Genomic DNA, 16,348 nt, shown 5'->3' on the forward strand with positions numbered 1-16,348 from the left:
CATCCCCGCAGCGGCACTCCAACCGATGTGGCAGGTTTCGCGTTGTCGGTCGTTGACAGATACCGCGTCTCCGCGGACGGATCGCTTGTCAACGCCGGAGCTCGATCGCCACCGAGCTCTCTGGGAATCCAAGCGTGTGACAAAGCGTGACCGTTCGCGCAGCCTGTCAAGTTATCGCTATTCAATCAAGCAATCGGTGAAGAGAGATCCAAGCACATGGGAAGAAGCTTTGAAGTTCGCAAAGTGTCGATGGCCAAAACAGCGGGACAAAAGTCCAAGCTGTATTCCAAATATGGCAAGCAGTTGTACGTTCTTGCGAAAAACAGCGGACCCGATCCGGCGGCGAATCCCTCATTGCGCAGCCTGATCGACAAAGCGAAACGTGAGCAAGTGCCGGCGCATGTGATCGAGAAGGCGCTCGAAAAAGCGTCCGGTGGCGGCGGCGAAGACTTTTCACTAGCACGCTACGAAGGTTATGGTCCCGGTGGCTGCGCGGTCATCGTCGATTGCTTGACCGATAACAACAACCGCACGATCACCGACGTTCGCAATTGCTTTACGAAGACGAGTTCCAAGCTGGGTGCTCCCGGTTCGGTCGCCCACTCTTTCGACCACTTGGCCGTGCTGCGGTTTCCAGGGGATAGCGCCGACCAGGTGTTGGAGATCTTGCTGGGTGCAGACGTCGATGTCGTCGACGTCGAATGCGAAGATGGACAGATCACGGTGTTTGCTCCCGCGACCGAGTTCAACAACGCCAAGCAGGCGATGCTCGAAGCGAAGCCGGAGTTGGAGTTCGATGTCGACGAGATCACTTTCGTCGCTCAAACCAACACCGACATCAGCCCCGACGACCTGCCGATGTTCGAAAAGTTCATGAACATGTTGAACGATTGCGACGATGTGCAAGACGTCTACCACAACGCGATCTTGCCGAAATAGTCAATCGCGAGATTGTTACCGCGATTGCGTCGCAAACGCTTTCGCGGTTACGCCAAGATTTCTTTCACGACCCGGCCATGCACATCGGTCAGTCGAAAATCCCGGCCGGCGTGCCGGTAGGTCAGCCGTTTGTGATCGATCCCCATTTGATGCAGGATCGTGGCGTGTAAGTCGTGGACGTCGATCTTATCGCGGACGATTGCTTTGCCCAGTTCATCGGTTTCGCCGAGCACAAAGCCAGCTTTTACGCCTCCGCCGGCCAACCAGATCGAAAAGCAATCGCCGTGATGTCCGCGGCCAAACTTGCCTTCTTTGGTCGGTGTGCGACCGAACTCTGTAGCCCAAACGATCAACGTCTCATCCAACATCCCACGCTGCTTGAGATCTTGGATCAGCGCGGCCAGCGGTTGATCTGCGGCTTTCGCCAACGGTTCGTGCTCTTTCATATTGCCGTGCGAGTCCCAGTTCGGGCGCGATCCGCTGTCGACAAGTTCGATGAATCGCACGCCCCGTTCGGCAAGTCGCCGCGCGATGATGCATTGCCACGCGAAGCTTTTGGTTTCTCCTGGCTTCAGCCCATACATCGACAGCGTTGGCTCGTCTTCGTTGCATAAATCAAACGCCTCCGGCCCTGCGGTTTGCATTTGAAAAGCTGTTTCGTAGCTCTTGATCCTCGCGGCAAGTTGCGAATCGTCGCGGCGGCTCTCCAAATGCTGTTGGTTCAGCGAATCGACGAGCGACAGTTCCATCTGTTGGATCTTTTCCCGGGTCGTTCGCGGCGCCAGGTTCGCAATCGGTTCGATCCCGGGGATGACACGCGTTCCTTGATGGTAAGCGGGCAAGAAGTCGCTGGCGTAAACCTGCGTGCCTCCGTAAGGAAGATGGGGGGCGATCACGATGAAGGAAGGCAGGTTCTGGTTGACCGTCCCTAAGCCGTAACTGAGCCACGATCCCATGCTTGGTCGGGCGAACGTCGGCGAACCTGTATGCATCCCGACCGCCGCTTCGGTATGGTCGAAGTGAGCCGACTTCATCGATCGAATCAAACAGATATCCTCCATCGAATCGCGCAGGTGCGGGAACAGATCGCTGACCACGGTCCCCGTTTTCTTGTCGGCGTTTGTCGGGAAGACACATCCCATCAACTTGTCTTTGCCGCTGCCATCGCGTCCCTTTTTCGCGGACTTCGGATCGAAGCTGTCGATGTGTGACACGCCCCCGGTGGCGAAGACCATGATCACCCGCTTTGCTTTGGCGGGAAAATGAGGTGACTTGGGTGTCAGCGGTCCCACGGCGGGAGCCTCCGCCGCCGCCAGGTCCGACAGAACGGCAGGGAACAGGATCGAGCTGCCGATCAGCGAACGAAGGCATTGCCGACGCGTCGGTTCGATAAAATTCATCACATCCAACCTTTGACTACCATGGCTCAATCGACATACAAAAATTCGTTCGTGCGGAACAGCGATCGGGCCAGCGCGGTCCAAGCAGCCTGCTCACGCTGCGCGGCATCACCGATCGAATCATCCAATTGATCGTTCAGCGAACGCAACCACTCCGCCACGCCCTCGCGTTCGGACTGCGATGGCGGACGTCCAAAAGCCAACTCAAAGGCATAAGTCAGCCGTTCCGCCACGTTTTTCCTTTCCGCAATCAACCGCAGGGCGAACTCTTGCGCCCGTTCATGGACAAACGGATCGTTGATCAGATACAACGACTGGACCGTCGTCACGCTGCTGTCGCGCGAGGCGGTGCTGGCGTTCTGATCGGGGCCGTCAAACGTCGTGAAGAAAGGACGCGCGTTCAGCCGCGCCATCATCAGATAGACGCTCCGCTTTTGCGAGTCGTAGCTGTCGCGGAACGGGTGGTGTTGCGTGTACTTCCACTTCTCCGCCGTTGGAAACGGATGCGGATCGCGCGGCATCTGCAAATCCAATTCGCCGCTTAACAACAGCATCGTATCGCGCAGCGTCTCCGCATCCATCCGCTGGCGATTGAAACGCCAAAGCAGATCGTTGTTCGGATCGACAGCCAGAGCTTTCGTGTTGCCATCGGCTTGCGAACTCAATTGATAGGTGCGACTGAGCATGATCCGGCGGTGAAGCGACTTGATCGACCAACCGTCTTCGATCAAACGCGACGCCAACCAATCGAGCAGCTGCGGATGGCTGGGAGCCACGCCACGGATCCCGAAGTCGCTGGGCGTCTTCACAAGTCCGCTGCCGAAATGATATTGCCAGATGCGGTTCGCCATCACTCTTGCGGTCAGCGGATTGTCGGCGGCAGTCATCCACTGCGCCAACTGCAACCGCCCACTCGACTGAGTCGCCTGTTCGGGAAGCATCTGCCCACCGAGGACCTCTAAGAACTTGCGAGGGATCAGATCGCCAGGTTGATCGGGTTCGCCCCGCTGTTGCAATGGAACGTCACGCGGGTTCCCATCGGCCATCGCATAAGCCAACTCTTTTCCCGGTTTGCCGCCGTCGACGAGAGCGACAAAGTCGCGAGGCTTTTGATCGAGTTCGATTCCGGGAAACGGATACCGCGTGCTTGCGAAGATGCCATACAAACCGTAATAGTCGTCCTGCGAGATCGGATCGAACTTGTGGTCGTGGCAGCGAGCGCAGGCGACCGTCATCCCGAGCACCGTCCGGCCTAGGTTGTCGATCGTATCCTCGATCGTCAAATGCTGCGGGTAGTTCTTAATCACCGATCCAAATCGGCGCGAACTCGCTAGGTAGCCGGTGGCAACCGTCTGCTCGTTCTTCTGCACATCGCCATCGGCGGGCATCAGATCCCCGGCGATCTGCTCTTGTATAAATCGATCATACGGTTTGTCGGCGTTGAACGAATCGATGATGTAGTTGCGGTACAGGTAGGCTTCGGGGATGGGGAAGTCGGAGTTGTCGCCAGCGGTGTCGGCGTATCGAACAAGATCCATCCAATGCCGCCCCCATCGTTCGCCATAACGAGGCGACTCCAGCAGGCGTTCGACTACCTTAGCAAAAGCGTCCGCCGAATCATCCGCCACGAAGGCTTCGATCTCTTGCGGCGAAGGGGGCAAACCGGTCAGATCGAACGTGGCCCGGCGGATCAGCGTCCGTTTGTCCGCATCGCCAGTTGGAACCAGGCCGCGGTTGTCGAGCTTCGCCGCAATGAACCGATCGATTTCGGTTACCGGCCAATCGGACGACGGCGTTGGAACCGCCGGATCGGACAACGGTCGAAGCGACCAGAACTGTCTCGCCTTTTCGACATCGATCTTTTTACGAACGAATCGCGTCGCGGTCGCTCGCGGGTCGGGAGCGCCCATCGCAACCCAGCGTTCCAAATCGGCGACTTCCGCGGCTGATAGTTTTTCTTCCGGCGGCATCTCCATCCCATCGGCGTACCGTACCGCTTGGATCAGGAGACTGTGATCGACGTCGCCGGGAACCACCGCCGGTCCATTGGTTCCCCCGCGTCGCAGCGTCGGCCGCGAATCGACTAACAAACCGCCCTGCAGTTCGTCGCTCTCGCTGCTATGGCACTCGTAACAGTGCTTTACTAACAGCGGTCGGATCCGAGTCTCGAAGAACGCAAGCTGATCTTCCGAAATCGGAGCCTCGTGCGAACCGTCGTGTTTGCCGCGCCAAAGTTCGACGCCTGAGAAGTTCGCTGCGCCACCGCGGCTTGTCAGTTCGATGTTCCCCTTGGTGACGTCGACGTACCACGGCCCAAGACGTTCCCAATGCCCGGCGGCACCGCTGGAAAACTGAGAGGCCACCGTTTTGCCATCGACACGAACTTCAAACGTTTCGCTTCGGTTGTCCTCCCAAACGTATAGAAAGACCGTAAACGTCTCGTTTGGCAGATTCTTCAGCAGCACTCGATTCCCGTTCCAACGACTGCTGCGGATCATCAGCGCCCGCTGCGGGTCGGTCGCGGGGACAAATGCGACGCCTTGTTGTTCAAAGGCCTTGTCCTTGCACTCGTAATTGCCCGACTCCTTCCCTTCCCAACGATTCCCATCGATCAGTACGGCCGGGCCATTGAGATTCAGCCCACGAAAGAAGCTGGCCGCGTCGTCTGACGAAGCCGCCGACGACAACGAAAGTGTTGCAAGCATCAACGCGAAACGCGTAGCACCAGTAGATACCACTCGCAAACACTCCATGGATCGAACACCGAGGAAATTCGCAGTTCACAACTTGTTGACGGGCTGCGGCGCGGCATTCCGAGGCGTGCTTTTAAGGCTGCGGCCGCGACGCCGAACCACATTGATCGACAAGTTCACTCTCGACTGAGAACCGAAGTGTTCCCATCGATAGTCGATCCGATTATACGGAGTGCGAAATTGCAAGTCACGCGTCATTCACCGTGTCGGCTTCTGTTTTCAACAGCAACCGCAACGCAGCGGGAATCGCAAACCAAGTCGCAATTGAAATCCATCCGCCTTCGCGCCCCAAACGTGCAAAGATCTGCACAACCGGCAGCGAGCAGCGGGATATACCGAACGTTTGTGTTGTAACGAAGACGCGTCGGGGGGACTTTCGCAACTCCCCCAAATTTGGTTGCCATGCTCTCTTTCGCTAGGTACCGTTCGGCGTCGTTCCCTCGCAACACCGTTCCCGCCAGCGATCCAACATGGCTTCCCTCGCAACACAAACCGACAGCCGCCCCACCGTAAGGCTGGACCGCGTCTGGCGAGTTGGCAAGCATGTGGCGGAGCTGGATGGTTTGCGGGGCTTCGCGATTTTGATCGTGACGCTGTATCGATTCTCCAAAGAGATACCGACTGATTCGTCGCTCGGGCATCTGATGCACCTCGGGGCGAGTTTCGGCAGTCGTGGCGTCGAGCTGTTTTTTGTCCTATCGGGATTCCTGATCACGGGGATCTTGATCGACGCAAAGGACCAGCCTCACTACTTCCGGAACTTCATTGCACGACGCAGCCTGCGGATCTTCCCGCTCTACTTCGCAACGTTGATCGCGTTGGTCGTCGCCGCCCATTTCGTTCCCGCGATGCGAACGATGTTTCACGATGCGATCGACAATCAATTCTACCTTTGGACCTATCTGGTCAACGTGAAGATGAGCTTCGCCGATCAGTGGTGTTTTGGCTACCTGGACCATTTCTGGTCGCTGGCGGTCGAAGAGCATTTTTACCTCGTCTGGCCGTTTGTCCTGTACCTGATCTCCAACAAAGTCGCCCTTCGCACGGCGGTCGGTTTGGCGATCGTCAGTGCTACATCGCGGATCGCGTTTGTGCTACTGAGCGACAACGGTGTGGCCCCCGATGTCCTGACGTTGTTCCGCTGCGATGCGTTGTTGATCGGAGCGGCGATCGCGTTGATCGCCCGCCAACCACAAGGACTCGAACCGCTCCGGCGCTGGCTGCCGGTGACGACTATAATTGGCGGGCTGTTCGTGCTAGCTTGTGGAATCACGGAGAAGCGGTTCTTCACGATCCCGCTGACGATCTGGCCGATCGTTTGGGGTGGGATCCTGATTTGGTTGCTTACAGCCAATCGATCCACGCCACTGGCTCGCTTCTTCAACCTCAAATTCTTGCGGACGCTTGGCAAATACAGCTACGCCATGTACGTCTTCCAAAATCCGTTGATCCCGCTCACCTCCGCTGTCGTTTCGGTTGCCGCGTTTGAAACGCTGGTCGGTAGGCCGCTGCTTGCAAACGTGATGTACATCGGCGTGATGTTCGTCCTGACCTATGCGGCGGCAGTGCTCAGTTGGAACGTGTTGGAACGCCATTGTCTACAACTGAAACGCTGGTTTCCCACCGGGGCATCCAGCGACGTGCCCGTTGTCAAAAACAACCAGTCCACCACGGGCACGTTCGTCCCGACGAACGCTCCGGCGAACTGAGCCTCGACGAAATGCGACGGCTACCAATTGATTTGGTGCATCGAACGGATCATCCCAACGCGGCGTGGACCTTCGTCACGAGCCCGTTGTCGCGATCATCGCTACCCGGTAACAGAAACGCCGCGTTGGCGAGGAAAGCGTTGCGAAAGGCGGGGGAGACCGCATAAAAATCTTCCAGCACCGCAGAACTAAATTTGTAGTCGTGCGAATCGTTTCCCTTTAAGAAGACCAACCGCCGCGCGGCATTGATCACCGATTCGGGCGGACCGCCTCCGTTTAAAAAACCGAGCATCTGCGTCGCCGCTTGCTCGCGATCGCTCGAGACCGTGCGAAAGATCGTCTCAAGATCGGCTTCGGTCTTCCCACCGGCCTCCGCTGGTGTGGCATCGATCCGCAGATCGGCGATCTTTCCTCGCGACCGCATCGATTCGCGGAAGTAGGGAATAAAGGCTGCATTTTGCAGCAGCAGCTCGCGACGCGTTTGATCGCGGAACGCCGTCCGATAGGCGTACTGCATCGCGTTGGTTGCAGTCGCCGAATGCAGCGCGATGATTCCCGGTTGTTGGCCGATCATCTCACCAGCGGACAAGAAAATCGCATCGGCGATCGATTGCGGAGCGATCCCGTCGGCAAGCATCTGCACGCTGGCGTCGACAGCTTCATCGGGCGACGCGCTGCGCAACGTGTCTAACAAAGACAACGTTGCGGCGGAATCGATCCTTCCATGATTCCAGCTTTCGTCGAGAGTGGAGAGCTTTTGCTGCGTCACCCGCCAGGCGGCGTCGGGGCCAAGGTCATGCTCGGATGGATTCGGTTCACCGTTGTGATTCAGCAGGGCGTAGGCGAGTGAACGGAGAACCGGTTCGGCGTATCGCCATCCGATACATTGCAGCGTCCGGTAGGCGTTTGCGACATAGATCGCCTTGTGACCAATGCTGCGATAGTCGCGGCAACCGTAGTGAGCCAACAGGTCGAAGACTTCCGCAGCGCTAGCCGATCGGCAGAGCGCGGCGATCGCGACATCGGCCGCTTCGACATCCCAAGCGTCCATCGCCTCGCGGAACGCTTGGTTCGCACGATGCGACGGTGGCAGCTTCGCCTCATCGACCGCCGCCATCGTCCAATCCCCCTCGCGGACATCGCGTGCCTGAGCCGACTTAAAATAGTCCAACGCCCAAAAGATCGGCAGCCAACGGTCGGTATCGGGTGCGGCGACGCTGGCGAGGTGTGCGGAATTGACAACCAAAACGGCGTGAAACTTAAAACCAACGCTTGGTCGCGGTTGGATGTTCCGCACCCCAGCCAACAACAGTGCCGCAAGCACTTCTTGGTAACTGGTTCCCGATTGAATCTTCGCTGCAAAGCGTTCGATCACCTGCTCCCGCGGCGTCTGTTCCAACAACCGAACCAACGGTTCGATATCGGACGAGAATCGAACCGCCGTGCCGGGAAGCTCCGCTTCACCTGCGGAAACCCGAGGCAAACGGCCCAGGAAATCGAGCTCACGAAGCGCCAGCACCGAACCAGCGGCACCAACCGTTTGCAAGAATTGACGTCGTTGTGGAACACGCACTGGACCATCTCCTTCGGTTCAAAAACGAGATTGCACTACGCCAAACACGCCGCAACGAAGAGTTATCCGCCGCCGCCAAACGTGACCAGCTCTAGCAGCCATTATATGATGACTTGGTGCGACGAGGTATCGAATCGCTCAACAGGCCAGGGCTAACAAGCGTTTGAGTTTAGGCGAACTAGCGTGGCGTTGTCCAAGGGAACCTGACGCTAGCAAGTATCTGCTGATACTTATAGTGAAACACTAAATGGCCTTGCTCACAGGACGAATTCAACGCTCCGACCAGCCGAGCCACTTGCTAGACCGCAACTTTGGTCAAGCTGAGATCACAGACCTTATCCTCCAACACAGGCGGTTGAATTTGTGTTCGTCGTTTCGCGACCTATGCTTCCCACAGGCAGTCGCCTAACATTCACTAATCTCTCCACACGGTTAGGGCAACCCGATGGAAACGAACCAATCCGACAGCGCCAGACGAATCGATCTTCGGTTCTTCTTTGAAAACTCGCTGTTTCTCGTCCTCGGTGCGGCGATCGCTCTGATTTGGGCCAATGTCGCTAACAGCCAAGGCTCCGACGCCTACAACGCATTTGTACACTGGGACATCGCTCAATTCCTGGGCCTGAGCCACGGACATGCTCACGCAGCCGAAGCGGGCGGACACCACGGATTCACGATCCATTTCCTAGTCAATGACATTTTGATGGCTTTGTTTTTTGCCATCGCAGCGAAAGAAGTTTGGGAAGCGTTGCTTCCGGGCGGACCACTTTCAAACCTTCGCAAAGCCGCCACGCCGTTGCTGGCAACCCTCGGTGGCGTCGCTGGACCCGCGATAGTCTATCTCGCCGGTACAACTTTGCTGGGCCGCAACGACACGCTTGGTGCCGGCTGGGCGGTTCCTTGTGCAACCGACATCGCGTTCAGTCTACTGGTCGCCCGAATGATCTTCGGTGGCGGCCACGCGGCGATCTCGTTCCTGTTGTTGTTGGCGATCGCCGACGACGCGATTGGGCTGATGATCCTGGCTGTCTTCTATCCTTCGGCAGAAACAAATTTTGCCTGGCTTGGATTCACCGTTGCCGCAGTCGCTTCGGGCATGGCGATGAACCGAGCTGGAGTTCGCAATTTCTGGTGGTACTTGGCGATCCCCGGCGTCCTCAGCTGGGTCTCGTTCTACATGGCTGGCATCCACGCCGCGTTGGGCCTGGTTCCGATCATCCCGACCCTTCCGCATGCGAAGACCGACCTTGGATTCTTTGCCAAAGCCGAAGACGCGCGAACCGATACATTGAACGCTTTTGAGCACTGGTGGAAGCATCCGGTCGAATTGATCCTGGGCATGTTTGCCTTGGTCAATGCGGGCGTCGTCTTCAGCAGCGTCGGAGCCGGCACAGGACTGGTCCTGCTGGGACTATTTGTCGGCAAGCCGCTTGGTATCAGCCTGATGACTCTGCTGGCCGTTCGATCGTTCAAGCTGGAGATGCCGGAAGGAATGAACATGCGACACGTCGTCGTGCTGGGCTGCATCGCCAGCCTCGGCTTCACCGTCGCGTTGTTTGTTTCGACAGCAGCCTTCCCGATGCCCGGACCGATTCAAGACTCGGTCAAGATGGGAGCGTTGATGAGCTTCCTGGCTCCGGTAAGTGCATTCGCTATGGCGATGGCGTTAGGAATTCGCCCGGCATGTTTTGGAAAGCGAAAGCCAGCCGCGGCAACGCAAGCTCGTAAGCCGCCGAAGGCTCACAAGCAGCACGCCCTATAAAAAAACGACCGGTCGATAAACCGGTCGCTTGGCAACAATCAGGCGCCGAGTCGCGGCACCCAATGAATTTTGAAGCGACGGCGTGTTGGCGCCGTCGCTTTTTTTGTAACGCCAGAACTAGCTGGTCGGTTGCTTGCGAAGATCCAACCACTCGGTGTGGTAGACGCCGTCTTTGTCGGTTCGCTTGTAGGTGTGAGCACCGAAGTAATCGCGTTGAGCTTGCAGCAGGTTCGCTGGCAAGCGATCGCGACGGTAGCTGTCGTAGTATGCCAACGCGGTGCTGAACGCGGGAACCGGAACGCCCAACTGGGTTGCTGCCATAACGACGGCACGGAAATGAGGCTGAGCGGTTGCCATCGCATCCTTGAAATAAGGATACAGCATCAGGTTTTCCAGGTTCGGTTGATCATCGAACGCTTCCTTGATGCGATCGAGGAACTGGGCGCGGATGATGCAACCGCCACGCCACAGCAGGGCGCATTGGCCGTAATCGAGATCCCAGTCGTGCTCTTGCGATGCAGCTTGCAGTTGGACGAAGCCTTGTGCGTAGCTGACGATCTTCGACGCGTACAGACCTTGGCGAACCATCTCGATGAAGGTCGCTCGGTCGCCCGCCAATTCGGCAACCGCTGCGGCCAGCTTCGGGTTATCGCCTTCAGCCGGTCCGGGAAGGATGCTGCTAGCGCGAACGCGAGCTTCCTTTTGAGCCGAGATGCCGCGAGCGAATACAGCCGAGGTGACCAGGGTGCTTGGCACGCCCAGATCCAACGCCAATTGGCTCATCCATTTGCCGGTGCCCTTGGCGCCAGCGACGTCCAAGATGCGATCGACCAAGTGGTCGTTGGTGTCGCCATCTTTGACGCTGAAGATGTCGCGAGTGATCTCGATCAAGTAGCTTTGCAGTTCGCCCTTGTTCCATTCGTCGAAGACGTCGTAAAGCTCGTCGTTGGTCAGGCCGCCGACGTCTTTCAGCAATTGATACGCTTCGCAGATCAACTGCATGTCGCCGTATTCGATGCCGTTGTGAACCATCTTCACGTAGTGGCCGGCACCGCGTGGGCCAACCCAATCGCAGCAAGGGATATCGTTGTTGGGTCCAACCTTCGCCGAGATCGCTTGGAACATCTCCTTGACCATCGGCCAAGCATCTTTCGATCCGCCTGGCATCAGGCTTGGCCCCTTCAGAGCGCCTTCTTCACCACCGGAAACACCGGTGCCGATGAAGTGGAAGCCCTTGGCCTCGACTTCTTTTGTGCGGCGTTCGGTATCGGCGTAGTGAGTGTTTCCACCGTCGATGATGATGTCGCCTGGTTCCAGGAACGGCGTCAATTGTTCGATGATCGCGTCGACAGCGGGGCCCGCTTTGACCAACATCATCAACTTGCGCGGACGGGCACACGACTTCACAAATTCTTCGATCGAGTGGCAACCGACGAAGTTCTTGCCAGCGGCGCGGCCTTCGATCAGGGCATCGACCTTGTCGGTCGTGCGGTTGTAGACGGCAACCTTGTAACCGCGGCTCTCTACATTCAGGGCCAGGTTTTCACCCATTACAGCTAGGCCGATCAGCCCGAAATCGCAATCACCACTCATTTTTTGTGCATCCCAATGGATTATTTATTGAAGCAGCCCGAGGCCCCCCAGCAGGCACTCAAACATATTAATACGCTTGCTATACGCGAGCGAATGATAGCCGACGACCCGATTTTCATCAATATGCCAGCGATCCAGGGCCGCCATGGCCTACGATGCCTGGAATAACCGATCCCGCGTCGCGACGGTGAGGTCTGGGAAATCGCTGAACACCCCGTCGGCATCCGCTTCGAACAACGCGAGCTCGATCAACCGATCGAAGCTGTCGACGTATACGGGCAGCGAGTCGGCTCGCAATGTCCACGGATGGACCTTCAAGCTACATCGATGTGCCAGTTCCACAAGCGGCGTGCACAGATAGCCTTGGCGATTCGCGTGGGGAACGACAACAACATTCATCGAAGGCCCGATCGCATCGGCATATTGAGCGATCGTTTGCAGATCGGACTCCGCCGCGGCCAGATCGTATTCCGCCGAGGTTCGCCCCCAGTCCTCGTCTTCCAGCAACTGCACCAACCGCATTTGACAGCCGAGTTCGTCGCGGAGTCGCCGATTTTCCGCCGCATCAAAACATTGGACGTAGACATTGTCCGATCGACTGCTGTAGCCGTATTGGTTCAGCACCGCCAACGTGATCCGGCAGATGTCTTTGCCCTGCTGGCGATGCCAAGCCGGCCGTTTGATCTCCGTATAGATCCCTACGTCGCGACCGGTGCTGTCGTTGAGCCCCTGGATCAGCTCCAGCTCTTCGGCCAGCGTTGCGATCCGAAACTGCGACAGTCCCATCGGGAACCGAGTCGGAAAGACAGCCTGTCCGGTCGCCGGATCAAATCGCTCACAAACCGACAGCGACTTCAATTCGTCCAGCGTCAGATCGATCGCATAATATCGGCCATCGTCGCGAGCACGGTCGGGAAACCGCTGCCGCACGTCGGTGACGGTATCCAGGTGGACGTCGTGCAAAACCAGCGGCACGTCGTCTTTGCTGAGCACCACGTCTTGTTCCAAGAAGTCGCTACCGACAGCGTAGGCGAACGCCTTGGCCGGCAGCGTGTGCTCGGGAAGATACCCCGATGCGCCACGGTGGGCGATCACAATCTTCGCGTGTTCGGTCGACGATTCGTTACTCATCGTGAGAGCGCCCTTGCCAGTAGGGAAAACTACAACGCAGCTTCGGCCAGTGCGCGAACGCGGCGAACCATCGATCGCAAGCCGTTGCTGCGAGATCGAGTCAGATGTCCCTGCAGATCCAATTCGGTGAACAGGCCATCGATGTCGATCGCCAGGATCTCCTTGGCCGGCTTGCCGCTCAACAACGCCACGATGATCGCGATCAGACCGCGGGTGATCACCGCGTCGCTATCGGCTTCGAAGTCGAGGATCGGGGAATCGTCAGCCGATTCGCCCTCGCGTTGACTGGCGACTAACCAAACGTTGCTGACGCAACCTTGCACTCGATTCGCTTCGACCCGATGTTCGGCCGACATCTGCGGCAGCCCATCGGCGAACTCGATGATGTATTCGAGCCGCTCGTCATAGTCGTTGATCTCTTGAAATTCTTCCCGCAGTTCGTCGGGTGTAATCGTTTGCATCGGGTTCAATCTCCATGCTTCTCGCGCAGTCGGGCTGACGTTCGCAACATCAGCTGAGCGCGTTCAAATTCATTTAGCCATTCTTGGATCACCGCCGCCTGAACCGGATCGCCAGCGGTAACGATCCCCGATCCACACGCCGCACCAGCCAATTGGTCGGCCATCTGACGGTATCTCGCCAGCGTGCGGTCGCCGTAATGACCGACAAAAAAGTCCTCTTCGCTGAAGATCGCGATCTGCGGGACGCGAGCTGCTCCGCAGATCGACATGATTCCTTTCAGTTCTTCGCTGGCATCGCGATCGATATAGCGAACGGTGATCTTATCGCTGGACTGTTCGATCCGCCGCAGGATCGGGCACTGTTGCACGCAATCGCCGCACCAAGCCCCTGCGAAACAGAGGACTCGCATCTCGCGAACGAACCCGGCGATCAACGCGGTTTGCGCGTCGGACAACTCGCAAGCATCATAGACCGCCGCCCACTTCCGTCGATCGAGGTCCGAACCGTGTTTGGCGAGAAAGTCGTCGTAGGTAAGACCTTCGTGGAAGTAGCTTGCGGGGATCATCTTTGATTTTAGTTTCCATAGGGCATGCTGGGCAGTCGCCAGCGCGACCATTTCAGTCCAATGTTGCGAGTCTGCGCGACACTGACAACCTGTGTGATGCGAAATGACTCGCTGCGGTCGCCGGGACGAATAATCGTCAACGCGACCGCAGAGCGGATTGTCCCCCTCGAACCTCAAGAAATCAGAACCCGCCCTGTCACGACGCCTTTAAGGGGATAGCATCGGGTTCTATAATCCCTCCCAGCGTGCGGTCGTCCTGTTTCCTGTAAGGCCTCCATCTAATGAAAATCCACGAATATCAAGCGAAAGAACTGTTTCGAGCCGCTGGCGTCCCCGTGCTGCAAGGCATGGTCGCCCGCAATGCGGACGAAGCCAAAGACGCATACAACAAGCTGGGCGGCGCGATTGCGGTTGTCAAAGCTCAGATCCATGCCGGCGGTCGCGGCAAGGGTACGGTGACTGAAAAGCCGGAACAACACGGCGTCGAACTGGTCAAATCGGCCGACGACGCGGCTCGCGTTGCCGAGAACCTGTTGGGCAACCACCTGGTCACGATCCAAACCGGTCCCGAAGGCCAACGCGTCAATCAAGTCTTCGTCGAATCGGGTTGCAACATCGCTCGCGAATTGTACCTCGGCATCGTCCTGGACCGCGCCGCCTCGCTGCCCGTTTTGATGGTCAGTACCGAAGGTGGTATGGAGATCGAAAAGGTCGCCGAAGAGACGCCCGAAAAGATTTTGAAGGAACACTTTGATCCGCACGTTGGATTGGAGAGCTACCAGGTCCGCAAGTTGTGCAAGGCGATGGACATCAGCGGTAAAGCCGCCCGTTCGGCCGACCTGTTCATGAAAAAGATCTGCCAGTTGTACGTCGATCTCGATTGTGCCCTGCTGGAAGTCAACCCGTTGGTGATCACCGGCGACGACGAGATGATCGCTTTGGATGCGAAGGTCACCTTCGACGACAACGCGATGTTCCGCCACAAAGACATCGCCGAGCTGCGCGACGATGCCGAAGAGGAACCAAGCGAATTGCGAGCTGCCGCGTCCGGGCTGAGCTTTGTCAAGTTGGACGGCAACATCGCTTGCTTGGTCAACGGAGCTGGACTGGCGATGTCGACGATGGACATCATCAAGCATCACGGTGGCGAACCCGCAAACTTCTTGGACGTTGGTGGCGGAGCGAACAAAGACCAAGTTACCGAAGCGTTCCGAATTCTGTTGGCCGATCCGCACGTCAAAGCGGTTCTTGTGAACATCTTCGGCGGCATCGCGCGTTGCACGACGATTGCCGATGCGGTGATCGCGGCCAGCAAAGAGGTCGGATTTAACGTTCCTTTGGTCGTTCGATTGGAAGGAACCGAAGTCGAAGAAGGTCGACGGATGCTCGAAGAAAGCGATGTCGAAATCATCAATGCCGTCGGCCTGACCGATGCTGCAAAGAAGGTTGTCGAAGCGGCAGGCGTCTAAAGTTGACGACTGTTTTGTTTTGAATCGTTTACAACTCACAACAAATCGTTGACCTACACGATTTACGGAATTCGGAATAACAATGTCCATTTTGATTGACAAAAACACGCGCGTCATTTGCCAAGGCATCACTGGCGGCGCGGGAACCTTCCACACCAAAGGTTGCAAAGAATACGGCACCCAGATGGTCGGCGGTGTAACGCCGGGCAAAGCGGGCCAAGACGTCGACGGCGTACCCGTTTTCGACACGGTCGGTGAAGCTGTTGAAAAAACAGGTGCCAACGCGACGATGATCTTCGTTCCGCCGCCGTTTGCGGCCGACGCGATCCTCGAAGCGATCGACGCCGGAATCGAAGTTATCGCGGCGATCACCGAGGGCATTCCAGTCCTCGACATGGTCCGCGTCTTCAAGGCGGCCAAGGCGAGTGGTTCGGTCCTGATCGGCCCCAACTGCCCCGGCCTGATCACTCCCGGTGAGTGCAAGATCGGGATCATGCCCGGCTACATTCATCAACCAGGCAACATCGGCATCATGAGCCGCAGCGGCACGTTGACCTACGAAGCGGTTTGGCAAACGACCAACTTGGGTCTCGGCCAAAGCACCTGCGTCGGTCTGGGTGGCGATCCGATCGTCGGCACATCGTTCATCGATTTGCTGGCTCGCTTCCAAGAAGATCCGAAGACCGAAGCGATCTTGATGATGGGCGAAATCGGTGGTTCGGCGGAAGAAGAAGCCGCGGCGTTTGTCAAAGAGAACGTCACCAAACCAGTTGCCGCCTTCATCGCCGGTCGCACCGCACCTCCCGGAAAACGGATGGGTCACGCCGGTGCGATCATCACCGGTGGCAAGGGAACCGCGACCGAGAAGGTTGCCGCGTTGGAAGACGCCGGAATCGTTGTCGCTGCTTCGCCAGCCGACATGGGTGCGGCAGTTGTCGAAGCGATGAAACGCCACGGCAAATAAAGCCTTTGTTCGAACAAGCGACGCGGCA

12 protein-coding genes are annotated in these 16,348 nt (G+C 57.6%); 5 read left to right on the plus strand and 7 right to left on the minus strand.

Annotated elements, in window-relative coordinates:
- Positions 1-216 precede the first annotated feature (216 nt).
- Positions 217-939, plus strand: a complete 723-nt coding sequence (locus tag EC9_RS13045) for a YebC/PmpR family DNA-binding transcriptional regulator (RefSeq protein ID WP_145345827.1) — start codon at positions 217-219, stop codon at positions 937-939.
- 47 nt (positions 940-986) lie between these two features.
- Here EC9_RS13045 and EC9_RS13050 read toward each other — a convergent pair whose 3' ends face one another.
- Together EC9_RS13050 and EC9_RS13055 are read right to left on the minus strand one after the other, a co-directional pair.
- Positions 987-2,339, minus strand: a complete 1,353-nt coding sequence (locus tag EC9_RS13050; protein ID WP_145345829.1) for a DUF1501 domain-containing protein — start codon at positions 2,337-2,339, stop codon at positions 987-989.
- Positions 2,340-2,365: 26 nt separating this feature from the next.
- On the minus strand, positions 2,366-5,044 hold the full coding sequence (locus EC9_RS13055; protein WP_145345831.1) for a PSD1 and planctomycete cytochrome C domain-containing protein: 2,679 nt from the start codon (positions 5,042-5,044) through the stop codon (positions 2,366-2,368).
- Between the two features lie 518 nt (positions 5,045-5,562).
- On the opposite strand from EC9_RS13055, the gene EC9_RS13060 reads away from it, so the two are divergent.
- Positions 5,563-6,801, plus strand: coding sequence for an acyltransferase family protein (locus tag EC9_RS13060; RefSeq protein WP_145345833.1), 1,239 nt, complete (start codon positions 5,563-5,565; stop codon positions 6,799-6,801).
- A gap of 49 nt (positions 6,802-6,850) precedes the next feature.
- Here the strand turns inward: EC9_RS13060 and EC9_RS13065 are convergent, their stop codons facing one another.
- Complete coding sequence (locus tag EC9_RS13065) at positions 6,851-8,374, minus strand: hypothetical protein (RefSeq protein WP_145345835.1); 1,524 nt, start codon at positions 8,372-8,374, stop codon at positions 6,851-6,853.
- Positions 8,375-8,819: 445 nt separating this feature from the next.
- Here EC9_RS13065 and EC9_RS13070 point away from each other — a divergent pair, with 445 nt between their 5' ends.
- A complete protein-coding gene (locus EC9_RS13070; RefSeq protein ID WP_145345837.1) occupies positions 8,820-10,136 on the plus strand; it encodes a Na+/H+ antiporter NhaA in 1,317 nt (438 codons plus the stop codon).
- Between the two features lie 117 nt (positions 10,137-10,253).
- Here the strand turns inward: EC9_RS13070 and gnd are convergent, their stop codons facing one another.
- The 4 genes from gnd to EC9_RS13090 form a co-directional block, all read right to left on the minus strand.
- The gene (gene gnd, locus EC9_RS13075; protein ID WP_145289780.1) at positions 10,254-11,729 is read right to left on the minus strand and encodes a decarboxylating NADP(+)-dependent phosphogluconate dehydrogenase; all 1,476 of its coding nucleotides are present in this window, start codon (positions 11,727-11,729) and stop codon (positions 10,254-10,256) included.
- Positions 11,730-11,879: 150 nt separating this feature from the next.
- On the minus strand, positions 11,880-12,860 hold the full coding sequence (gene glpQ, locus EC9_RS13080) for a glycerophosphodiester phosphodiesterase (protein ID WP_145345839.1): 981 nt from the start codon (positions 12,858-12,860) through the stop codon (positions 11,880-11,882).
- Between the two features lie 29 nt (positions 12,861-12,889).
- Positions 12,890-13,321, minus strand: coding sequence for a SufE family protein (locus EC9_RS13085; protein WP_145345841.1), 432 nt, complete (start codon positions 13,319-13,321; stop codon positions 12,890-12,892).
- Positions 13,322-13,326: 5 nt separating this feature from the next.
- Positions 13,327-13,887: a thioredoxin family protein gene (locus EC9_RS13090; protein WP_145345842.1), complete on the minus strand. Its 561-nt coding sequence runs from the start codon at positions 13,885-13,887 to the stop codon at positions 13,327-13,329.
- A 281-nt stretch (positions 13,888-14,168) separates the two neighbouring features.
- Here EC9_RS13090 and sucC point away from each other — a divergent pair, with 281 nt between their 5' ends.
- Together sucC and sucD are read left to right on the plus strand one after the other, a co-directional pair.
- On the plus strand, positions 14,169-15,356 hold the full coding sequence (sucC, locus tag EC9_RS13095) for an ADP-forming succinate--CoA ligase subunit beta (RefSeq protein ID WP_145345844.1): 1,188 nt from the start codon (positions 14,169-14,171) through the stop codon (positions 15,354-15,356).
- 82 nt (positions 15,357-15,438) lie between these two features.
- A complete protein-coding gene (gene sucD / locus EC9_RS13100; RefSeq protein ID WP_145345846.1) occupies positions 15,439-16,320 on the plus strand; it encodes a succinate--CoA ligase subunit alpha in 882 nt (293 codons plus the stop codon).
- The last annotated feature ends 28 nt before the right edge of the window (positions 16,321-16,348 follow it).

Source organism: Rosistilla ulvae, from assembly GCF_007741475.1.
Lineage (GTDB): Bacteria > Planctomycetota > Planctomycetia > Pirellulales > Pirellulaceae > Rosistilla > Rosistilla ulvae.

Coding starts and splice junctions, on each gene's coding strand:
- EC9_RS13045 (WP_145345827.1), top strand. CDS start 217: ATGGGAAGAAGCTTTGAAGTTCGCAAAGTGTCGATGGCCAAAACAGCG.
- EC9_RS13050 (WP_145345829.1), bottom strand. CDS start 2,339: ATGAATTTTATCGAACCGACGCGTCGGCAATGCCTTCGTTCGCTGATC.
- EC9_RS13055 (WP_145345831.1), bottom strand. CDS start 5,044: ATGCTTGCAACACTTTCGTTGTCGTCGGCGGCTTCGTCAGACGACGCG.
- EC9_RS13060 (WP_145345833.1), top strand. CDS start 5,563: ATGGCTTCCCTCGCAACACAAACCGACAGCCGCCCCACCGTAAGGCTG.
- EC9_RS13070 (WP_145345837.1), top strand. CDS start 8,820: ATGGAAACGAACCAATCCGACAGCGCCAGACGAATCGATCTTCGGTTC.
- gnd (WP_145289780.1), bottom strand. CDS start 11,729: ATGAGTGGTGATTGCGATTTCGGGCTGATCGGCCTAGCTGTAATGGGT.
- glpQ (WP_145345839.1), bottom strand. CDS start 12,860: ATGAGTAACGAATCGTCGACCGAACACGCGAAGATTGTGATCGCCCAC.
- EC9_RS13085 (WP_145345841.1), bottom strand. CDS start 13,321: ATGCAAACGATTACACCCGACGAACTGCGGGAAGAATTTCAAGAGATC.
- EC9_RS13090 (WP_145345842.1), bottom strand. CDS start 13,887: ATGATCCCCGCAAGCTACTTCCACGAAGGTCTTACCTACGACGACTTT.
- sucC (WP_145345844.1), top strand. CDS start 14,169: ATGAAAATCCACGAATATCAAGCGAAAGAACTGTTTCGAGCCGCTGGC.
- sucD (WP_145345846.1), top strand. CDS start 15,439: ATGTCCATTTTGATTGACAAAAACACGCGCGTCATTTGCCAAGGCATC.